The following is a 20,339-nucleotide window of genomic DNA, read 5'->3' as shown; positions in this document are numbered from 1 at the left end:
CATGCACGACATTGAATTGAGCGAAGAGCAGGTGATGATCCGCGACATGGCCCGGGACTTCGCCCGCGGCGAAATCGCCCCCCATGCCCAGGCCTGGGAAAAAGCCGGCTGGATCGACGACGCCCTGGTGGCGAAGATGGGCGAGCTGGGCCTGTTGGGCATGGTGGTGCCCGAGGAATGGGGCGGCACCTACGTCGACTACGTGGCCTACGCCCTGGCGGTGGAAGAAATCTCCGCCGGCGACGGCGCCACCGGCGCGCTGATGAGCATCCACAACTCGGTGGGCTGCGGGCCGATCCTCAACTACGGCAGCGACGCACAGAAGCAGACCTGGCTGGCGGACCTCGCCAGCGGCCAGGCCATCGGCTGCTTCTGCCTGACCGAACCCCAGGCCGGTTCCGAAGCCCACAACCTGCGCACCCGTGCCGAACTCAAGGACGGCCAGTGGGTGATCAGCGGCGCCAAGCAGTTCGTCAGCAACGGCCGGCGCGCCAAGTTGGCCATCGTGTTTGCCGTGACCGACCCGGAGCTGGGCAAGAAAGGCCTTTCCGCGTTCCTGGTGCCCACCGACACCCCAGGCTTCGTCGTCGACCGTAGCGAACACAAGATGGGCATCCGCGCCTCGGACACCTGCGCGGTGACCCTTGACCAGTGCACGATCCCCGAAGCCAACCTGCTGGGCGAGCGCGGCAAGGGCCTGGCGATTGCCCTGTCCAACCTCGAAGGCGGACGCATCGGCATCGCCGCCCAGGCCCTGGGCATCGCCCGCGCCGCGTTCGAGGCCGCGCTGGCCTACGCCCGCGACCGGGTGCAGTTCGGCAAGCCGATCGCCGAGCACCAGAGCATCGCCAACCTGCTGGCCGACATGCACACCCGCCTCAACGCCGCCCGCCTATTGATCCTGCACGCCGCGCGCCTGCGCAGCGCCGGCCAGCCGTGCCTGTCGGAAGCCTCCCAGGCCAAGCTGTTCGCCTCGGAAATGGCCGAGAAGGTCTGCTCCTCGGCGATCCAGATCCACGGCGGCTACGGCTACCTGGAGGACTACCCGGTGGAGCGTTACTACCGCGACGCGCGGATCACCCAGATCTACGAAGGCTCCAGCGAGATCCAGCGCATGCTGATCGCCCGCGAGTTGAAGCATTATCTGCTGTGACCCGAGCTTAAACGGCTACCCCGTCCTGTAGCCGCTGCCGCAGGCTGCGCACGACCGCGCAGCGGGCGCCAACCCTGGCGCCGCGGTGTTTCAGGCAGGTCGTGGATTCAGGGTTTGCGGCAACTGCGTTGCCGTTCGCAGCCTCGCGGGCTCGGCAGCGGCTACACGGATCGCAGGCATAAAAAAATCGCAGCCTTGGCTGCGATTTTTCATGGGCCACGATAACCCGGACTATTTGTCCTTGAACTGCGCCTCGCGCTTGGCGATAAAGGCCGCCATGCCTTCCTTCTGGTCTTCGGTGGCGAAGGCCGCGTGGAACACCCGACGCTCGAAACGCACGCCTTCGGCGAGGCTGACTTCGAAGGCGCGGTTCACGCTTTCCTTGACCATCATGCTGATCGGCAGCGACTTGCCGGCGATCAGCGCCGCGACGTTCAGGGCTTCGTCCAGCAGCTCGTCGGCCGGCACGATCCGCGCGACGATGCCGCAGCGTTCGGCTTCCACCGCATCGATAAAACGCCCGGTCAGGCACATTTCCATGGCCTTGGCCTTGCCCACCGCGCGGGTCAGGCGCTGGGTGCCGCCCATGCCCGGCAGCACGCCGAGGTTGACTTCCGGCTGGCCGAACTTGGCGTTGTCGCCCGCCAGGATGAAGTCGCACATCAGCGCCAGTTCGCAGCCGCCGCCCAGGGCGAAGCCGTTGACCGCGGCGATGATCGGCTTGCGCCGGTTGGCCACCCGGTCGCTGTCGCTGAACAGGTCGTCCAGGTAGATCCCCGGGTAGGTCAGCTCGGCCATTTCCTTGATGTCCGCGCCGGCGGCGAAGGCCTTCTTCGAGCCGGTGAGGACGATGCAGCCGATCCGCGGGTCGGCTTCCAGGCGGTCCAGGGCCTGGTTCAGCTCGCTGACGATCTGCGCGTTGAGGGCGTTCAGCGCCTGCGGGCGGTTGAGGGTGATCAGGCCGACGCGGTCCTTGATCTCCAGCAGAATGGTTTCGTAACTCATCGAGGGATTCCTTGTTAAAGATTGCGCGAAATGACCAGGCGCTGAATGTCGCTGGTACCTTCGTAGATCTGGCAGACCCGCACGTCGCGGTAGATGCGCTCCAGCGGGAAGTCGTTGAGGTAACCGTAACCGCCGAGGGTTTGCAAGGCGGCGGAACAGACCTTCTCGGCCATTTCCGAGGCGAACAGCTTGGCCATCGACGCCTCCACCAGCGCCGGCTTGCCGCTGTCACGCAGGGCCGCGGCGTACTGCACCATCTGCCGCGCCACGGCGATCTGGGTGGCCATGTCCGCCAGGCGGAACGCCACGGCCTGATGCTCGATGATCGGCTTGCCGAAACTCTGCCGTTCGCGGGCGTAGTCGCGGGCCGCCTCGAACGCAGCGCGGGCCATGCCCACCGATTGCGAGGCGATGCCCACGCGGCCGCCCTCGAGGTTGGCCAGGGCGATCTTGTAGCCCTCGCCCTCGGCGCCCAGGCGGTTGGCCACCGGCACCTTCACGTCCTCGAAGAGAATCTGGCAGGTGTCGGACGCGTGCTGGCCGAGCTTGTCCTCGACCCGCGCGACGCTGTAGCCCGGCGAATCGGTGGGCACGATAAAGGCGCTGATGCCGCGCTTGCCGGCAGTCGGGTCGGTCACCGCGAAGACAATCACCACCCCGGCGTTCTGCCCGGAAGTGATGAACTGCTTGCTGCCGTTGAGCACATAGTGATCGCCGTCCAGCCGCGCCCGGGTTTTCAGGCTGCTGGCGTCGGAGCCGGCCTGAGGTTCGGTGAGGGCAAAGGCGCCGAGCATGGCGCCGCTGGCCAGGGGCTTGAGGAAGCGCTCCTTCTGCTCATCGTTGCCAAACTTGAGGATCGGCACGCAACCCACCGAGTTGTGCACGCTCATGATGGTCGAGCAGGCACCGTCGCCGGCGGCGATTTCTTCCAGGGCCATGGCGTAGGCCAGGTAACCGGTGTCACAACCGCCCCACTGCTCCGGCACCAGCATGCCGAAGAAGCCCAGCTCGGCCATTTCGCCAATGGCCTCGCGGGGAAAGCGATGCTCGCGGTCCCATTCGGCGGCGAAGGGTTTCAGGCGCTCCTGGGCGAACTGCCGGGCCGCCTCGGCGATTTGCGTCTGTTCGTCATTGGGCAACATGGTTTTTCCTCAATACAGGCATTCGACGGCCATGGCCGTGGCTTCGCCGCCACCGATGCAGATGGCCGCGACGCCGCGGGCCAGGCCTTTCTGGCGCAGGGCCGACAGCAGGGTCACCAGGATCCGCGCGCCGGACGCGCCGATCGGATGGCCCAGGGCGCAGGCGCCGCCGTGGACGTTGACCTTGTCGTGGGGGATTTCCAGCTTCTGCATGGTGACCAGGCTGACCACGGCAAAGGCTTCGTTGATCTCGAACAACTCGACCTGATCGATCGACCAGCCGGTTTTCTTCAGCAGCTGCTTGATCGCGCCGACCGGCGCCACCGGGAACAGGCCCGGGGTGTCGGCGAAAGCGGCGTGCCCATGGATCACCGCCAGCGGCTTGAGGCCGCGTTTTTCCGCTTCGGAGCGACGCATCAGCACCAGGGCCGCGGCGCCGTCGGAGATCGAACTGGAGTTGGCCGCGGTGACGCTGCCGCCGTCGCGGAACGCCGGTTTCAGCGTGGCGATCTTGTCCAGCCTGGCCTTGGGCGGTTGCTCGTCGTCGCTGATGGTCTGCTGTTCCTTGCCGACAGTGACCTGCAGCGGGACGATCTCGGCCTTGAAGCTGCCGTCCTTGATCGCCTGCTGGGCGCGGGTCAGCGAGGCCACGGCGAAGGCGTCCTGGGCTTCGCGGCTGAAGCCATTGGTTTCGGCGCAGTCTTCGGCGAAGGTGCCCATCAGGCGGCCCTTGTCGTAGGCGTCTTCAAGGCCGTCGAGGAACATGTGGTCGAGCACCCGGCCATGGCCCATGCGGTAGCCGCTGCGGGCGCGGTCCAGCAGGTACGGCGCGTTGGACATGCTTTCCATGCCGCCGGCGATCACCACCTCGGCGCTGCCGGCCAGCAGCATGTCGTGGGCCAGGATCGTGGTTTCCATGCCGGAGCCGCACATCTTGTTGACGGTGGTACAGCGGGTCGACTTGTCCAGCCCGGCGCCCAGCGCTGCTTGCCGCGCCGGTGCCTGGCCGAGGCCGGCCGGCAGCACGCAGCCGAACAGCACTTCGTCCACCGCGTCGCTGGCGACCCCGGCGCGTTCCACCGCGGCCTTGATCGCGGCGGCGCCGAGTTGCGGCGCGGTGAGGCTTTTCAGCTCGCCCTGGAAGCCGCCCATGGGGGTGCGGACGGCGCTGACGATAACGATCGGATCGTGGTTCATGGTCAATCCTCTTTACTTGGCGGCCATGCGCAAGGCGCCGTCGAGACGGATCACCTCGCCGTTGAGCATGCTGTTGTTAATGATATGCCCGACCAGCGCGGCGTACTCGTCCGGCTTGCCCAGGCGCGGCGGGAACGGCACCCCGGCGGCCAGGGAGTCGCGCACTTCCTGGGTCATGCCGGCCATCATCGGGGTCTCGAAAATGCCCGGGGCGATGGTCATCACGCGGATGCCGAAACGCGCCAGCTCGCGGGCGGCCGGCAGGGTCAGGCTGGCGATGGCGCCCTTGGAGGCGGCGTAGGCGGCCTGGCCGATCTGCCCGTCGAAGGCGGCGGCCGACGCGGTGTTGATGATCACCCCGCGCTCGCCGCCGGCGTCCGGCTGGCCTTCGGCGATGGCCGCGGCGGCCAGGCGCAGCAGGTTGAAGCTGCCGATCAGGTTGACGTTGATCACCTGGCTGAAACTGGCCAAGGCATGGGGGCCGTGCTTGCCGAGGATCTTCTCGCCACGCACGATCCCGGCGCAATTGACCAGCCCGTGCAAGCCGCCGAACGCCTTGAGGGTGGCCTGCACCGCCGCCTCGGCCGCGGCTTCGCTACTGATGTCGGCGACCGTGCTCTGGCAGCCGAGCGCTTGCGCCTGGGCCGCGACGGCCTCGGCGTTGAGGTCCACCAGCATCACCTTGGCGCCGGCCTCGACCAGCATCTTCGCGGTGGCGGCGCCGAGGCCCGAGGCCCCGCCGCTGACGAGAAAAATCTTGTTTTCGATCTGCATCGCACGTTCCTGAGGTTATTCAAGCCGAAGCTTTGTGCGCCGCGGCCTCTTGAGCCTTGGCGATTTCCTGGTTGCGCAAGATAAAGCGCTGCAATTTGCCGCTTGGGGTTTTCGGCAACTCGCTGACAAATTCGATTTCCCGGGGGTACGAGTGCGCGGCCAGGCGCTTGCGCACATGCTGGCGCAGTTCTTCGGCCAACTCCGGCGCGGCGCGGTATTGCGCGCCGAGCACGACAAACGCCTTGACCAGTTCGGTGCGCTCCGGATCGGGCTTGCCGATCACGGCCGCCTCGACCACCGCGGGGTGCTCGATCAACGCGCTTTCCACATCGAACGGGCCGACCCGATAACCGGAAGTGGTAATCACGTCGTCGCTGCGCCCGACGAAGCTGATGCTGCCGTCCGGGTTCAGCTCCACGGTGTCGCCGCTCAGGTAGTAGTCGCCGACGAAAGCCTTGGTCGCCACGCCGTGGTAGCCGTTGAACCAGCACATCGGCGACTGGCTGCGGTCGATGGCGAGGATCCCCGGCTGGCCCACCGCAAGTTCCTGGTGGTGTTCGTCGAGCACCACGATGCGGTGGCCCGGCGAGGCGAAGCCGGCGGCGCCGACGTGCACCGGGTGCTCCAGGCCGTGATGGTTGCACAGGACCATGCCCAGCTCGGTCTGGCCGTAGTGGTCGTGGATCACCACGTCCAGGTTGTCGGCGAACCAGCGGATCACCTCCGGGTTCAGCGGCTCGCCGGCGCTGCTGACGATGCGCAGGCGGCCCTTGATCGAGCGGGCGAACTCGTCGCCGCCGGCGATCAGCAGGCGGTAGGCGGTGGGCGATCCGGTGAGGTTGCTGATCCCGTACTTGTTGATCACCCGGCAGGTGCTTTCCAGGGTGAAAGGCCCATCGTAGAAGGTGATCGGATGGCCCAGGCCCAGCGGCCCGGTCACGCCGAAATAGATGCCGTAGGCCCAACCCGGGTCGGCGACGTTCCAGAACGCGTCTTCAGGGCGCAGGTCGACCGCGTCACGGGTGTAGTTCTGGAACGCGACGATGGCCTTGAGCGGCACGTAGAGCGCCTTGGACGGGCCGGTGGTGCCAGAGGTGAACATCAGCAGGAACGGGTCTTCGCCGGTCAGCATGACCGGCTCGCACTGGGCAGGATAATGGGCCAGTTCGGCCCAGAAACTGAAATCGCCACGGACGATACCCTGGCCCTTGGCCCCAGCGACCGTGACGATGGTCGGGCAGTCGGCCACCTCGTCGAGTTTGGGCCGGTTGACCGCGTCGGTCACCACCACCTTGGCCCCGGAACTGCCCAGGCGGTGCTCGATGGCCTTGGGCCCGAAGGCGGTGAACAGCGGCTGGTAGACCGCGCCGATGCGCCAGGCGGCGAACACCGCGATCAACAGTTCGACGTTGCGCGGCAGCAGGCCGGCGACCTTGTCGCCCTTGCCCACGCCCTGGGCCAGCAGGAAGTTGGCGAAGCGCGCGGCCTTGTCCTGCAACTCGCTGAAGGTGTAGGTCGCGCTGCTGCCGTCGCGGCCTTCCCAGAACAATGCGATGCGCCCCGGCAAGGCGTGCCGGTCACAACATTCGACGCAGGCATTGAGCGACTCCAGCGAGCCGTGCAGGGCCGCGTCGACGCTGTGCTGATAATTGAAGTGTGCAGTGGCAGACAGGTAATCGCGCATCGCCAGAATCCCTCGCTGTTCTTATTAGGATGGGCACCACAAAAACATCGGACAAATACTGGCGCCCCGGGCCGGGCCGGACAATGGTCAAAGCTTTCAAGTTGCGTGACTGGTTTGGCCAAGACCGATGCGCGGTGCCTGCGCTATTTTTTCGCGAGCAAGCTCGCTCCTACAGGGGGAATGCGTTCCCTTGTAGGAGCGGGCTTGCTCGCGATAGCGGTCTACCCGGCTTCGTTGAGGATCAGGCTGCGGTAATGCCCGGGGTTGGAGCCGGACCATTTGCGGAAGGCCTTGTAGAACGAACTGGCGTCGGCGAATCCCAGGCGGCCGGCGATCTCGGTGAAGCTGATCTGCGGCTCGGCCAGCCAGGCGATCGCCAGCTCTTTGCGCACCCCGTCCTTGAGGCCCTGGTAGGTCTGCCCTTCTTCCGCCAACCGGCGGCGCAGGGTCGAGGCCGACACGCAGAGGCTCTGGGCCAGGCTTGCGGTTTCCGGCCACTGCGCCGCCGGCAATTGGCGCAGGTCGTGGCGGATGCGGCTGGCCAGGCTCTGCGGGTCGCGGTACTTGACCAGGATATTGGCCGGCGCCTGGGCCAGGAACCGCTTGAGCTCCTCGAGGCTGCGCTTGATCGGCAGGTCCAGGCAGTCGGCGGCGATGATCATCCGCGTGCGCGGCCGGTCGAACCGCAGGTTCTGCGAGAACATCACTTGGTAGTCGCCGCAAAAATCCGGCGCCGGGCAACGCAGCTCGATGGCCAGGATCGGGATACGCCGCCCGGCCAGCCAGCAGGCCACGCCGTGGACGATCATCCAGTAGGTGAAATAGGTGAAGGCGCGGCGCGGTGCCTGCTCGTCCTCCAGCAGGACGATTTCCGCCAGGCTCTGCTGGCGCACCAGCTGTGCCGGCAGGTGTTCGAGCATCAGCGACAGAAAAGCCAGCCCCGAACCCAGGCCCGCCGCCAGGTTGGGTTGGGCCATGGCGCTGCGGCAGAGGAACGCCAAACTGCCGGATTTCAGCTTGCGCGGGTCCATGCCGAAGAACTCGTCGTCGGTGCGCCGGGCCAGCAGGCGCCATAGCCGGGCGTAGGCCAGCGCGGGCACGCGAGCCGACGCGAGCTCCAGCCGGGCCGGGTCGATGCCGACCTTGAGCAGCACCTCTTCGGTCGCAACACCGGGCGCGCAGCTTTGCAACAGCGCCTCGCGCACCAGTTGCATGGAGATTGTGTCTTTTTCCCACATCGCGCGTAACGGCTTCCTGCATAAAGGGATGGGACGGCCATCTTAGGCAGTGACCGGCAAAAATCCAGTGGGCTTTGGCCTAAGTTGCGGCATAGGTCCGATGGGCTATCTAGACTTTTACGTGGTTCAGCCATGAAACGTCCTAAATTTCGCAAGATCCATGCATACCGCTTCCTGTGGCCGCTATTAGCAATTCATCTCAAATAGGATTCACTCTCACTAAAAAAGAGTGCTTCTTATGGAAACGAAAGCCCCCTCCGCCCTGCCCCAGCACCGCCTGCTGGCCTCTACCCTGGGCCTGGCCCTGGCGTCCTGCGCCGGCGCGGCCGAAGCCGGCGAGCGGCCCAAATCCCTGCAACTGGACAACATCAAGGTCGAAGCCGAGCAACAAGACTCCAGGACCGAACGCTCCGCTTCGCCCAAGTACGTGGCACCGCTGTTGGACACCCCGCAAACCATCACCGTGGTGCCGCCCAAGCTGATCCAGGAACAGCAGGCGCTGAGCCTGCGCCAGGTGCTGTCCAACGTGTCCGGGATCACCTTCAATGCCGGCGAAGGCGGCGGCGGTTCGGGGGACAGCATCAACATCCGCGGCTTCTCGGCCAACAGCAATATGCAGATCGACGGCCTGCGCGACAGCGCCCAGACCAACCGCTCCGACACCTTCAACGTCGAGCAGGTGGAAGTCATCAAGGGCCCCAACTCGGTTTTCGGCGGCGCCGGCACCACCGGCGGCAGCATCAACGTGGTCAGCAAGCAACCCAAGAACCAGGCGTTCACCCGCCTGGGCGGCAGCCTGGGGACCGACAACTACTACCGCCTGACGCTGGACAGCAACCAGCCGCTGGAAGGCGTCGGCCACGACAGCGCCGTGCGGCTCAACCTGATGGGCCATCAGAACGATGTGCCCGACCGCGACAAGATCGACCGCCAGCGCTGGGGCATCGCGCCTTCGCTGCGCCTGGGCTTCAGCGACGCCACGCGGCTGACCCTGAGCGCCTTCCACCAGACCGACGACAACCTGCCGGACTACGGCGTGCCGGCGCGCGACGGTAAGAAGCTGGCCGGGGTCAAGCGCGACGCCTACTTCGGCTGGAAGAACCTCGACAAGGAAGAGATCGACCAGGACGCCTTCACCGCCGACTTCGAGCATGACTTCAACGACAACCTGCGCCTGCAGAACCTCACGCGCTATAGCCGCACCGCGCGCGACACGGTGATTTCCGCGTCCCATGCCAACACCAGCGGCGTGCCGGCCGGCCGCTATCGCCCGGCCGGGCCCCAGGCCTACGGACGCGACGCCACCACCGAGATGTGGATCAACCAGAGCAACCTGATCGGCGATTTCGAGTTCGCCGGGATGCGCCACGACACGGTGGCCGGGGTGGAACTGTCCCGCGAGACCCTGGACCTCAAGACCTACAACCACGGCCTGGGCACGGCGCTGTATCCGCGCAACGGCTATGAGCTGGGCAGCCCGCCCGGGCGCTGGAACGGCCCGGTGAAAAAAGCCACCAGCGGCTACACCGAAACCACCCTCAAGGGCCAGGCGTATTACCTGTTCGACAACATTGCCCTGAACGAGCGCTGGGACCTCAACCTCGGCCTGCGCTACGACAAGATCAAGGGCGACGCCGACAAGTACTCCGCCGACCACGTGAAAAGCGACCGCCTGGTGTCCGACACCAACAAGGCCAGCGCCCGCACCGGCCTGGTGTTCAAGCCCACCGACAACGGCCGCATCTACGCCGCCTGGGGCAACTCCTTCAACCCTTCGGCGGAAAACCTGGCCTCCACCGGCGGCGGCCTGAGCAAGGGCAACCAGGACCTGGCGCCGGAGAAGAACGAGACCTGGGAACTGGGCACCAAGTGGGAACTGCTGGACAAGCGCCTGGAACTGGACGCCGCGCTGTTTCGCGTCGAGAAGAGCAACGCCCGGGAAACCATGGCCGACGGCTCGACCCAGCTGGCCGGCAAGCAGCGGGTGCAAGGCGTCGAGGTCGGCGTCACCGGGCATGTCAGCGAGCAATGGGACGTGTTCGCCAACTACACCTTCCTCGACAGCGAAACCCTGCAAGCGGCCAATACCGCCTCCGGCATCGCCCGCAAGGGCCAGGCCCTGGGCAACACGCCGCCGCGCTCGTTCAACCTGTGGACCACCTATGAACTGCCGGCCGGCTGGACCCTGGGCTACGGCAGCCGTTACGTCAGCGAGCGCAACGTGACCTCCAGCACCCGCGCCAAGCTGGACGCCTACTGGCTGCACAACGCCATGCTCGGCTACAAGGTCAACCACAACCTGGACCTGCAGTTGAACGTCAACAACCTGTTCGACAAGGACTATGTGGAACGGGTCCGCCAGCAGAGCGGCAGCGACGCCCGCTCCTCGGCCATCGAATACGGCGACGCGCGCGCGGCGATCCTCTCGGCCAACTACTCGTTCTGACCCTGCCCCTCTGAGCGAAGCCCCGTTCGAGCGGGCTTCGCGCAACATTTTCCGGCCTCCCCCAGCGTTTCCCCCACCGCCGACCCGGCTGAAAACCGATACGCAATCTCCCCATCCTTGCCCGGCCCAAGCCGGTAAATCCCCTGTCCATGGCGCCTGGCGCCGGCAACGGGACTTGTTCCTAGTGCAAAAAAGTATCGATTCAAGTGTCAGGGATGATTTGTCAGCGCGGGCGTTGAGGGCTGTAATCAGCCCACATTCTTCCCGGCATGGGGAAGGCACAACAACAATAACCGTCCTTCCGCCGCCCCTCGGGCGCGGAACAGGAGTGCACGATGAAACCCTGCCTCAACGCCCTGCTCGTCACCACCTGCCTGACCGTAAGCGGCGTCAGCCTCGGCGCCCAGACCCTGACCATCGCCACCGTCAACAACAGCGACATGATCCGCATGCAGAAACTCTCGAAGACCTTCGAGAACGAGCACCCGGACATCACGCTGAGCTGGGTGGTGCTTGAAGAAAACGTCCTGCGCCAGCGCCTGACCACCGATATCGCCACCCAGGGCGGGCAGTTCGACGTGCTGACCATCGGCATGTACGAAGCCGCGCTCTGGGGCGCCAAGGGTTGGCTGGAGCCGATGAAGGACCTGCCCGCGGCCTACGACCTGCAAGATATTTTCCCCGCGGTGCGCGAGGGCCTGTCGGCCAAGGGCACGCTCTACGCCCTGCCGTTCTACGCCGAAAGCTCGATGACCTACTACCGAACCGACCTGTTCAAGGCCGCCGGCCTGGAGATGCCCGAGCACCCGACGTGGGAGCAGATCGGCGAGTTCGCCGGCAAGCTCAACAAACCCGAGCAGGAGCAGTACGGCATCTGCCTGCGCGGCAAGGCCGGCTGGGGCGAGAACATGGCACTGATCACCACCCTGGCCAACGGTTTCGGCGCGCGCTGGTTCAATGAGCAGTGGCAACCGGAGTTCACCGGGCCGGAGTGGAAGAACGCCCTGACCTTCTACGTCGACACCATGAAAAAGGCCGGCCCGCCCGGCGCTTCCAGCAACGGTTTCAACGAGAACCTGGCGCTGTTCAACAGCGGCAAGTGCGCGATCTGGGTCGACGCCAGCGTCGCCGGCTCCTTCGTCACCGACAAGTCGCAGAGCAAGGTCAGCGAACACGTCGGCTTCACCTACGCGCCGCGCCAGGTCACCGACAAGGGCAGCGCCTGGATGTACTCCTGGGCGCTGGCGATCCCCACCAGTTCCAAGGCCAAGGACGCCGCGCAAGTCTTCGCCACCTGGGCCACCTCCAAGGAATACGGGGCCCTGGTCGCAGAGAAAGACGGCATCGCCAACGTGCCGCCGGGCACCCGCGCCTCGACCTACAGCGAGGCCTACATGCAAGCCGCGCCGTTCGCCAAGGTGACCCTGGAATCGCTGAAAGTCGCCGACCCGACCAAGCCGACCCTCAAGCCGGTGCCCTACGTCGGCATCCAGCTGGTGACCATCCCCGAGTTCCAGGCCATCGGCACCCAGGTCGGCAAGCTGTTCTCCGCCGCGCTGATCGGCCAGACCACGGTCGACCAGGCCCTGGCCGCGGCCCAGCAGACCACCGAACGCGAAATGAAACGCGCCGGCTACCCCAAGTAACCCGCCCACCCCCTACCTGTAGGAGCGAGCTTGCTCGCGATGCTGTCCACGCCTGCGGCGTGATCGCGAGCAAGCTCGCTCCTACAAGGGAACGCACCTGAACGGTTGTGACTGCCATGAATACCTCGACTGTCAATGCTCACCTGGACGTGCCCCGGGCGGCTCGCAAGCGCCGCCTGGCCAACCCCGGCTGGTTCCTGGTCAGCCCCTCGGTGGCCCTGTTGCTGCTGTGGATGATCGTGCCGCTGGGCATGACCCTGTACTTCTCGCTGATCCGCTACAACCTGCTGTACCCCGGGGAAAACCAGTTCGTGGGGCTGGAGAACTTCAGCTACTTCCTCACCGATTCGGGCTTCCTGCCCGGCGCCGGCAACACCCTGCTGCTGGTGGGCAGCGTGTTGGCGATCAGCGTGGTGTTCGGCGTGCTGATCAGCGCCCTGCTCGAGGCCAGTGAGTTCTTCGGCCGCGGCATCGTCCGGGTGCTGCTGATCTCGCCGTTCTTCATCATGCCCACGGTGGGCGCGCTGATCTGGAAAAACCTGATCTTCCACCCGGTGTCGGGGATCCTCGCCGCCGTGTGGAAGCTGTTCGGCGCCCAGCCGGTGGACTGGCTGGCCCATTACCCGCTGCTGTCGATCATCATCATCGTGTCCTGGCAGTGGCTGCCGTTCGCCATCCTGATCCTGATGACGGCCATGCAGTCCCTGGACCAGGAACAGAAGGAAGCGGCGCGCCTGGACGGCGCCGGGGCCATCGCGATCTTCTGGCACCTGACCCTGCCGCATCTGGCTCGGCCGATTGCCGTGGTGGTGATGATCGAGACCATCTTCCTGCTCTCGGTGTTCGCCGAAATCTTCACCACCACCAACGGCGGCCCGGGCTACGCCTCGACCAACCTCGCCTACCTGATCTACAACCAGGCGCTGGTGCAGTTCGACGTCGGCATGGCCTCGGCCGGCGGCCTGATCGCCGTGGTCATCGCCAATATCGCCGCGATCATCCTGGTGCGGATGCTCGGCAAAAACCTGACTGACAAGCCCTGAGGTGCGCGCCATGACCCTGCAACAATCCCGCCGCCTGCAAAGCCTGGTGCTCGGCACCCTGGCCTGGGCTATCGCGATCCTGATCTTCTTCCCGATCTTCTGGATGCTGCTGACCAGCTTCAAGACCGAAATCGACGCCTTCGCCACGCCGCCGCAGTTCATCTTCACGCCGACACTGGAGAATTACCTGCACATCAACGAGCGCAGCAACTACCTGGCGTTCGCCTGGAACTCGGTGGTGATCTCCTTCAGCGCCACCGCCCTGTGCCTGCTGATCGCGGTGCCGGCGGCCTACTCCATGGCCTTCTACGAGACCCGTAATACCAAGCGCACCCTGCTGTGGATGCTCTCCACCAAGATGCTGCCGCCGGTGGGCGTGTTGATGCCGATCTACCTGCTGGCCAAGACCTTTGGCCTGTTGGACACGCGCATCGCGCTGATCGCGATCTACACCCTGATCAACCTGCCGATCGTGGTCTGGATGGTTTACACCTACTTCAAGGACATCCCCCGGGACATCCTCGAAGCCGCGCGGCTGGACGGCGCCACGCTGGGCCAGGAAATGCTCCGGGTGCTGCTGCCCATCGCCAAGGGCGGCCTGGCCTCCACCGTGCTGCTGTCGCTGATCCTGTGCTGGAACGAGGCCTTCTGGTCGCTGAACCTGACCTCCTCCAACGCCGCGCCCCTGACCGCCCTGATCGCCTCCTACTCCAGCCCCGAAGGGCTGTTCTGGGCCAAGCTCTCGGCCGTCTCGACCCTGGCCTGCGCGCCGATCCTGATCTTCGGCTGGATCAGCCAGAAACAGCTGGTGCGCGGCCTGTCCTTCGGCGCGGTGAAATAACAGACGGCCCCTACCACCTACACCTGTAGCCGCTGCCGCAGGCTGCGATAAGGCTCGAAGAGCCTTCCAGGGCCTCAAGAGCGCGTCTGCTTCGCAGCCGATCGCAGCCTTCGGCAGCGGCTACACACCGACATTCAGAAACATGGAGGCCCATCATGGCCAACCTGAAAATCAAGAATCTGCAAAAAGGCTTCGAAGGCTTTTCCATCATCAAGGGCATCGACCTGGAGGTGAACGACAAGGAGTTCGTGGTGTTCGTCGGCCCGTCCGGTTGCGGCAAGTCCACCCTGCTGCGGCTGATCGCCGGCCTCGAGGAAGTCAGCGGCGGCAGCATCGAGCTCGATGGCCGCGACATCACCGAAGTCAGCCCGGCCAAGCGCGACCTGGCCATGGTGTTCCAGACCTACGCCCTGTACCCGCACATGAGCGTGCGCAAGAACATGTCGTTCGCCCTGGACCTGGCCGGCGTGGCGAAAGCCGAGGTCGAGAACAAGGTCGCCGAAGCCGCGCGCATCCTCGAACTGGGGCCGATGCTGGAACGCAAGCCCAAGCAGCTGTCGGGCGGCCAGCGCCAGCGCGTGGCCATCGGCCGGGCCATCGTGCGCAACCCGAAGATCTTCCTGTTCGACGAACCGCTGTCCAACCTCGACGCCGCGCTGCGGGTGCAGATGCGCCTGGAGCTGGCGCGCCTGCATAAAGAGTTGCAGGCGACCATGATCTACGTGACCCACGACCAGGTCGAAGCCATGACCCTGGCCGACAAGGTGGTGGTGCTCAACGGCGGTCGCGTGGAACAGGTGGGCTCGCCGCTGGAGCTGTACCACCGCCCGGCCAACCTGTTCGTCGCCGGCTTCCTCGGCACGCCGAAGATGGGCTTTCTCAAAGGCAAGGTCAGCCAGGTCGACGGCCAGGGTTGCGAGGTCGAGCTGGAAGCCGGCACCCGCGTTCGCCTGGACCAGAACGGTCCGCGCCTCAGCGTCGGCAGCCCGGTGACCCTGGGCATCCGCCCCGAACACCTGGAGCTGGCACGGCCCGGCGACTGCACCCTGACCGTCACCGCCGACGTCAGCGAGCGCCTGGGCAGCGACACCTTCTGCCATGTCCGCACGGCCTCCGGCGAAGCCTTGACCCTGCGCATCCGCGGCGACCTGGCCAGCGCGTTCGGCCAGCAACTGGACCTGCACCTGGACGCCGCCCATTGCCATCTGTTCGATGCCGACGGCGTCGCCCTGCCCCGCGCCCTGCGCGCCGCCGCCTGATTGCCGACGCCCGACGCAAGAGAACCCCAACGATGAAACTGAACCGACACAACCTCACCCGGCTGGCCGCCGACGTGCAATTGCCCGCCTACTCCCCGGCCGAGACCCGCCAAGGCATCGCGCATATCGGCGTGGGCGGCTTCCACCGCGCCCACCAGGCCTATTACACCGACGCCCTGATGAACACCGGCGAAGGCCTGGACTGGAGCATCTGCGGAGTCGGCCTGCGCGCCGAGGACCGCCGCGCCCGCGACGACCTGGCCGGCCAGGACTACCTGTTCACCCTGTTCGAGCTGGGCGACGACGCGGCCACCGAAGTGCGGGTGATCGGTGCCATCAGCGACATGCTGCTGGCCGAGGACGGCGCCCAGGCGCTGATCGACAAGCTGGCCAGCCCGCAGATCCGCATCGTCTCGTTGACCATCACCGAAGGCGGCTACTGCATCGACGACAGCAGCGGCGAGTTCATGGCCCAACTGCCACAGATCCAGCACGACCTGGCCCATCCGCGGCAACCGCAGACGGTGTTCGGCTTTCTCTGCGCGGCCCTGGCCCAGCGGCGGGCGGCGGGCGTCCCGGCCTTTACCCTGATGTCCTGCGATAACCTGCCGCACAACGGCGCGGTGACCCGCAAGGCGCTGCTGGCCTTCGCCGGCCTGCGCGACGTCGACCTGCGCGACTGGATCGCCGCCAACGTCAGCTTCCCCAACGCCATGGTCGACCGCATCACGCCGATGACCAGCACCGCCCACCGCTTGCAGCTGCACGACGAACATGGCGTCGACGATGCCTGGCCGGTGGTCTGCGAGCCCTTCGTGCAATGGGTCCTGGAAGACAAATTCGGCAACGGCCGACCGGCCTGGGAAAAGGTCGGCGTGCAATTCACCGACGACGTCACGCCCTACGAGGACATGAAGATCAAGCTGCTCAACGGCAGCCACCTGGCCCTGACCTACCTGGGCTTTCTCAAGGGCTACCGATTTGTCCACGAGACCATGGCCGACCCGCTGTTCGTGGCCTTCATACGCGCCTACATGGACCTCGACGTGACCCCGCAACTGGCGCCCGTGCCGGGCATCGACCTGGCCGACTACAAGGACACCCTGGTGGCGCGTTTCTCCAACCGGGCGATTGCCGACCAGCTGGAACGGGTCTGCTCCGACGGTTCGTCGAAGCTGCCCAAATTCAGCGTGCCGAGCATCAACCGCCTGATCGCCGACGGCCGTGACACCGAGCGCGCCGCGCTGGTGGTGGCCGCCTGGGCCCGCTACCTCAAGGGCGTGGACGAAAACGGCGACACCTACGCGATCCCCGACCCGCGCGCCGCATTCTGCCAGGCGCTGGTGACGGACGACGACCGGGTCGGCCAGCGGCTGTTGGCGGTCGACGCCATCTTCGGTAGCGCCATCCCCCACTCGCCGGCCTTTGTCGAAGCCTTCGAGCGCTGCTATACCAGCCTGCGCGACCACGGCGTGACCCGGACCCTGGAGCGGGTGTTGGGCCGGGACAGCTGATGCTTGCCCGGCGCCGTTGCGTTTCGCCAGGCAGACCGCGGATTCAGGTTTGGCGGTCGCTGCGTCGGAATGCCGCCCAAACCGTACGCAGCCTCGCAGGCTCGGCAGCGGCTACGGCAGTTTGATTTGAATTTTTTGCAGGTTCTTCATGACGACACGACAACTTTTCCTCGGCATCGACTGCGGCACCCAGGGCACCAAGGCCATGGTGCTGGATGCCGCCAGCGGCGAAGTGCTGGGCCTGGGCACCGCGCCCCACAGTTTGATCAGCGGCGCCAACGGCCGCCGCGAACAGGAGGTCGGGCAATGGTGCGAGGCGTTTGCCCTGGCCACCCGCCGCGCCTTGCTCGCGGCCGGGGTCAGCGGCCTGGACGTCCTCGGCATCGGCGTCTCCGGCCAGCAGCACGGCCTGGTCCTGCTCGACCAGCAGGGCCAGGTGCTGCGCCCGGCCAAGCTCTGGTGCGACACCGAGTCCACGGAGCAGAACCAGCGCCTGCTGGATTACCTGGGCGGCGAACCAGGCTCCCTGGAGCGCCTCGGCGTGGCGATCGCCCCCGGCTATACGGTGTCCAAGCTGCTGTGGACCCGGGAACAGCACCCCCAGGCGTTCCAGCGCATCGCCCGCATCCTGCTGCCCCACGACTACCTCAACTACTGGCTGACCGGCCGCGCCTGCAGCGAATACGGCGACGCCTCCGGCACCGGCTACTTCGATGTGCGCCGCCGCCAGTGGGACCTGGCGCTGCTGCGGCACATCGACCCCGACGGCCGCCTGGAGGCCGCCCTGCCGGAGTTGATCGAAGCGGACCAGGCGGTGGGCACACTGTTGCCGCAGATCGCCCGCGACCTCGGCCTCAACCCCCAGGCCCTGGTGTCCAGCGGCGGCGGCGACAATATGCTCGGCGCCATCGGCACCGGCACGATCGAGCCGGGGACGCTCACCATGAGCCTGGGCTCCTCCGGCACCCTGTACGCCTATGCCGAACAGCCCCAGGTCAGCACGGATGCCGCGGTGGCCACCTTCTGCTCCTCCAGCGGCGGCTGGCTGCCGCTGATCTGCACCATGAACCTGACCAACGCCACCGGCGCGCTGCGTGAGCTGTTCGAGCTCGACCTCGACACCTTCAACCAACGGGTGGCCGAGGCGCCGATCGGTGCCCAGGGCGTGTGCATGCTGCCGTTTCTCAACGGCGAGCGGGTGCCCGCCCTGCCCCACGCCAGCGGCAGCCTGCTGGGGCTGACCCTGGATAACCTGAACCAGGCCAACCTGTGCCGGGCGGTGGTCGAGGGCACCACCTTCGGCCTGCGCTACGGCCTCGACCTGCTGCGCCGCAACGGCCTGCAGGGCGAGAACATCCGGCTGATCGGCGGCGGCTCGAAAAGTCCGCTGTGGCGGCAGATGGTCGCGGATATCATGCACACCCCGGTGGTCTGCACCGAGCAGAGCGAAGCGGCGGCCCTGGGCGCGGCGATCCAGGCCGCCTGGTGCCAATCCCGGGCCAGTGGCCGGCCGCAAAGCCTGGCGCAGCTGTGCCAGCGTTGCGTGAAGCTCGATGCCGCCAGCGCAACCCGGCCGATCGAGGCCAATGTCGTGGCCTACCAGCAGGCTTATGAACGTTACCGCCAGCACGTGGCGACCCTTTTGAAGAGCGAATGACTATGTACCTGGTCAGCGGTGAAGCACTGTTCGATTTTTTCAGCCAAGACGATGCCGGCGGACGGCCGTCGCACGTGAATTTCCAGGCGATCGCCGGCGGCTCGCCGTTCAATGTCGCGGTGGGCCTGCGCCGCCTGGGCGTCGAGGCGGCGCTGTTCGCCGGCCTGTCCACCGACTACCTCGGCCGACGCTTGTTGCAAGTGCTGCGCGACGAAGGCGTGCGTGAGGATTACCTGCTGGACGTGCCGGCCCCGACGACCCTGGCGATGGTCGCGGTGGGCGCCGACGGCTCACCGCACTACAGCTTTCGCGGTGAAGGTTGCGCCGACCGCCAGCTGCGCCTGGCCGACCTGCCGGCGCTGGGCGACGAAGTGCGCGGCCTGCACATCGGCTCGTATTCCCTGGTGGTGCAGCCGATCGGCGACAGCCTGCTGGCGCTGGTGCAGCGCGAGCGCGGTCGGCGCCTGATCAGCCTCGACCCGAATGTGCGCCTCAACCCGGCGCCGGACCTCCAGCTGTGGCGCCAACGCATCGACGCGCTGGTCAGGCTGGCCGACCTGATCAAGGTCAGCGACGAGGACCTGCACCTGCTCTACCCCGAGCGCGATCCGCAGGAAGTGATCGAGGGTTGGCTGCAGCATCACTGCCAGTTGGTGTTCCTGACCCGCGGCGCAGAGGGCGCGACCGTGTTCAGCCGGGCACATGGCCGCTGGTCGGCACCGGCCATGCCGATTAAGATGGCCGACACCGTGGGCGCCGGTGACACCTTCCAGGCCGCATTGATTGCCTGGCTGACCGAACAGCAGCTGGATTCGCTGGAAGGTATCGCGCGCCTGAGCCGGGAACAGATCGACCAGATGCTCAGGTTCGCCATCCGCGCCGCGGCGCTGACCTGCGGCAAGACCGGACCGGATCTGCCCTATCGCCAACAACTGAATTGATAGAAGGGGCGCCGCGCCGGCGCCCCGCATCGAGCCGAACAGAGTCCTGCCTTTGACCCGTTCAACTTACGCCATCGCATTGCTCCCCTTCCTCCTGGCCGGTTGCGCGACCTCGCCGCCGGCCAACCCCAACGACATCTGCGCGATCTTTCGCGAAAAGCGCGACTGGTACAAAGCCGCCAAGGCCACCGAAGAGAAATGGGGCGTGCCGATCCAGGTGCCGCTGTCGATCATCTACCAGGAATCGAGCTTCAAGCATGACGCCTTGCCGCCGCGCAAATACCTGCTGTGGGTAATCCCCTGGGGCCGGGTCAGCAGCGCGGCCGGCTACCCGCAGGCCAAGGACGAAGTCTGGAGCGACTACCAGCGCAAGGGCGACAACGCCTGGGCCAGCCGTACCGACTTCGCCGACGCCACCGACTTTGTCGGCTGGTACATGGACCAGACCTGGCGGGTCAACGGCGTGACCAAGCAGGACGCCTACCGCCAGTACCTGAACTACCACGAAGGCTGGGGCGGCTACCGCCGCCAGAGCTACTCGGCCAAACCCTGGTTGCAGACCGTGGCGGGCAAGGTGCAAAGCCGCTCCAACCTCTACGGCCAGCAATACGCCGGCTGCAAGGAAGAACTCAACCGCGGGTTCTGGAGCCGTTTCTGGAATTGGCTGTAGCAGCCACACCACAATCCCTGTAGCCGCTGCCGCAGGCTGCGCACGAGCGCGCAGCACTCGCCAAACCAGGCACCGCGTTTTTCCAGGCAGACCGCGGACTCAGGCTTTGCGGCCGCTGCGCAACCGTAC

The 20,339-nt window shown here is 66.2% G+C and carries 16 protein-coding genes; 10 read left to right on the top strand and 6 right to left on the bottom strand.

Translation table 11 applies throughout. The annotated features are described in order from the left end of the window. The first annotated feature begins 1 nt into the window (after nt 1). A complete protein-coding gene (locus BTN82_RS14360; protein ID WP_075119776.1) occupies nt 2-1,153 on the top strand; it encodes an acyl-CoA dehydrogenase family protein in 1,152 nt (383 codons plus the stop codon). Between the two features lie 231 nt (nt 1,154-1,384). Here the strand turns inward: BTN82_RS14360 and BTN82_RS14355 are convergent, their stop codons facing one another. The 6 genes from BTN82_RS14355 to BTN82_RS14330 all read right to left on the bottom strand — a co-directional run bounded on the left by BTN82_RS14355 (nt 1,385) and on the right by BTN82_RS14330 (nt 8,193). Further along, nucleotides 1,385-2,158, bottom strand: a complete 774-nt coding sequence (locus BTN82_RS14355) for an enoyl-CoA hydratase (RefSeq protein WP_075119775.1) — start codon at nt 2,156-2,158, stop codon at nt 1,385-1,387. Between the two features lie 14 nt (nt 2,159-2,172). Next, nucleotides 2,173-3,300, bottom strand: coding sequence for an acyl-CoA dehydrogenase (locus BTN82_RS14350; protein WP_075119774.1), 1,128 nt, complete (start codon nt 3,298-3,300; stop codon nt 2,173-2,175). 9 nt (nt 3,301-3,309) lie between these two features. Further along, nucleotides 3,310-4,497: an acetyl-CoA C-acyltransferase gene (locus tag BTN82_RS14345; protein WP_186828393.1), complete on the bottom strand. Its 1,188-nt coding sequence runs from the start codon at nt 4,495-4,497 to the stop codon at nt 3,310-3,312. Nucleotides 4,498-4,509: 12 nt separating this feature from the next. Further along, the gene (locus BTN82_RS14340) at nt 4,510-5,271 is read right to left on the bottom strand and encodes an SDR family NAD(P)-dependent oxidoreductase (RefSeq protein ID WP_075119772.1); all 762 of its coding nucleotides are present in this window, start codon (nt 5,269-5,271) and stop codon (nt 4,510-4,512) included. A gap of 19 nt (nt 5,272-5,290) precedes the next feature. Continuing rightward, on the bottom strand, nt 5,291-6,955 hold the full coding sequence (locus BTN82_RS14335) for an AMP-binding protein (RefSeq protein WP_075119771.1): 1,665 nt from the start codon (nt 6,953-6,955) through the stop codon (nt 5,291-5,293). Between the two features lie 221 nt (nt 6,956-7,176). Continuing rightward, nucleotides 7,177-8,193 carry an AraC family transcriptional regulator gene (locus tag BTN82_RS14330; protein ID WP_075119770.1) on the bottom strand — a complete coding sequence of 339 codons (1,017 nt, stop codon included), beginning with the start codon at nt 8,191-8,193 and terminating at the stop codon, nt 7,177-7,179. Between the two features lie 238 nt (nt 8,194-8,431). Between BTN82_RS14330 and BTN82_RS14325 the strand changes: the two genes are divergently transcribed. The 9 genes from BTN82_RS14325 (at nt 8,432) to BTN82_RS14285 (ending at nt 20,210) form a co-directional block, all read left to right on the top strand. Next, nucleotides 8,432-10,639, top strand: a complete 2,208-nt coding sequence (locus tag BTN82_RS14325; protein ID WP_075119769.1) for a TonB-dependent receptor — start codon at nt 8,432-8,434, stop codon at nt 10,637-10,639. Between the two features lie 335 nt (nt 10,640-10,974). Then, complete coding sequence (locus tag BTN82_RS14320; protein WP_075119768.1) at nt 10,975-12,285, top strand: ABC transporter substrate-binding protein; 1,311 nt, start codon at nt 10,975-10,977, stop codon at nt 12,283-12,285. A gap of 116 nt (nt 12,286-12,401) precedes the next feature. Next, nucleotides 12,402-13,328 (top strand): carbohydrate ABC transporter permease, encoded by a 927-nt coding sequence (locus BTN82_RS14315; RefSeq protein ID WP_075119767.1) that lies wholly within the window; start codon nt 12,402-12,404, stop codon nt 13,326-13,328. 10 nt (nt 13,329-13,338) lie between these two features. Further along, complete coding sequence (locus BTN82_RS14310) at nt 13,339-14,169, top strand: carbohydrate ABC transporter permease (RefSeq protein ID WP_075119766.1); 831 nt, start codon at nt 13,339-13,341, stop codon at nt 14,167-14,169. A gap of 155 nt (nt 14,170-14,324) precedes the next feature. Further along, nucleotides 14,325-15,428, top strand: coding sequence for an ABC transporter ATP-binding protein (locus tag BTN82_RS14305; RefSeq protein ID WP_075119765.1), 1,104 nt, complete (start codon nt 14,325-14,327; stop codon nt 15,426-15,428). A 32-nt stretch (nt 15,429-15,460) separates the two neighbouring features. Further along, nucleotides 15,461-16,942, top strand: coding sequence for a mannitol dehydrogenase family protein (locus tag BTN82_RS14300; protein WP_075119764.1), 1,482 nt, complete (start codon nt 15,461-15,463; stop codon nt 16,940-16,942). Between the two features lie 148 nt (nt 16,943-17,090). Beyond that, nucleotides 17,091-18,599 carry a xylulokinase gene (gene xylB, locus BTN82_RS14295; protein ID WP_075119763.1) on the top strand — a complete coding sequence of 503 codons (1,509 nt, stop codon included), beginning with the start codon at nt 17,091-17,093 and terminating at the stop codon, nt 18,597-18,599. A gap of 2 nt (nt 18,600-18,601) precedes the next feature. Next, nucleotides 18,602-19,540 carry a carbohydrate kinase family protein gene (locus BTN82_RS14290; RefSeq protein ID WP_075119762.1) on the top strand — a complete coding sequence of 313 codons (939 nt, stop codon included), beginning with the start codon at nt 18,602-18,604 and terminating at the stop codon, nt 19,538-19,540. Between the two features lie 52 nt (nt 19,541-19,592). After that, the gene (locus tag BTN82_RS14285) at nt 19,593-20,210 is read left to right on the top strand and encodes a hypothetical protein (protein ID WP_075119761.1); all 618 of its coding nucleotides are present in this window, start codon (nt 19,593-19,595) and stop codon (nt 20,208-20,210) included. Nucleotides 20,211-20,339 lie beyond the last annotated feature (129 nt).

Origin of the sequence: Pseudomonas chlororaphis (genome assembly GCF_001921865.1) — a bacterium.
Taxonomy (GTDB): Bacteria; Pseudomonadota; Gammaproteobacteria; order Pseudomonadales; family Pseudomonadaceae; genus Aquipseudomonas; species Aquipseudomonas chlororaphis_D.
The sequence above is the reverse complement of the archived record's forward strand: the minus strand, read 5'-3'. Positions and strand labels throughout refer to the sequence as shown.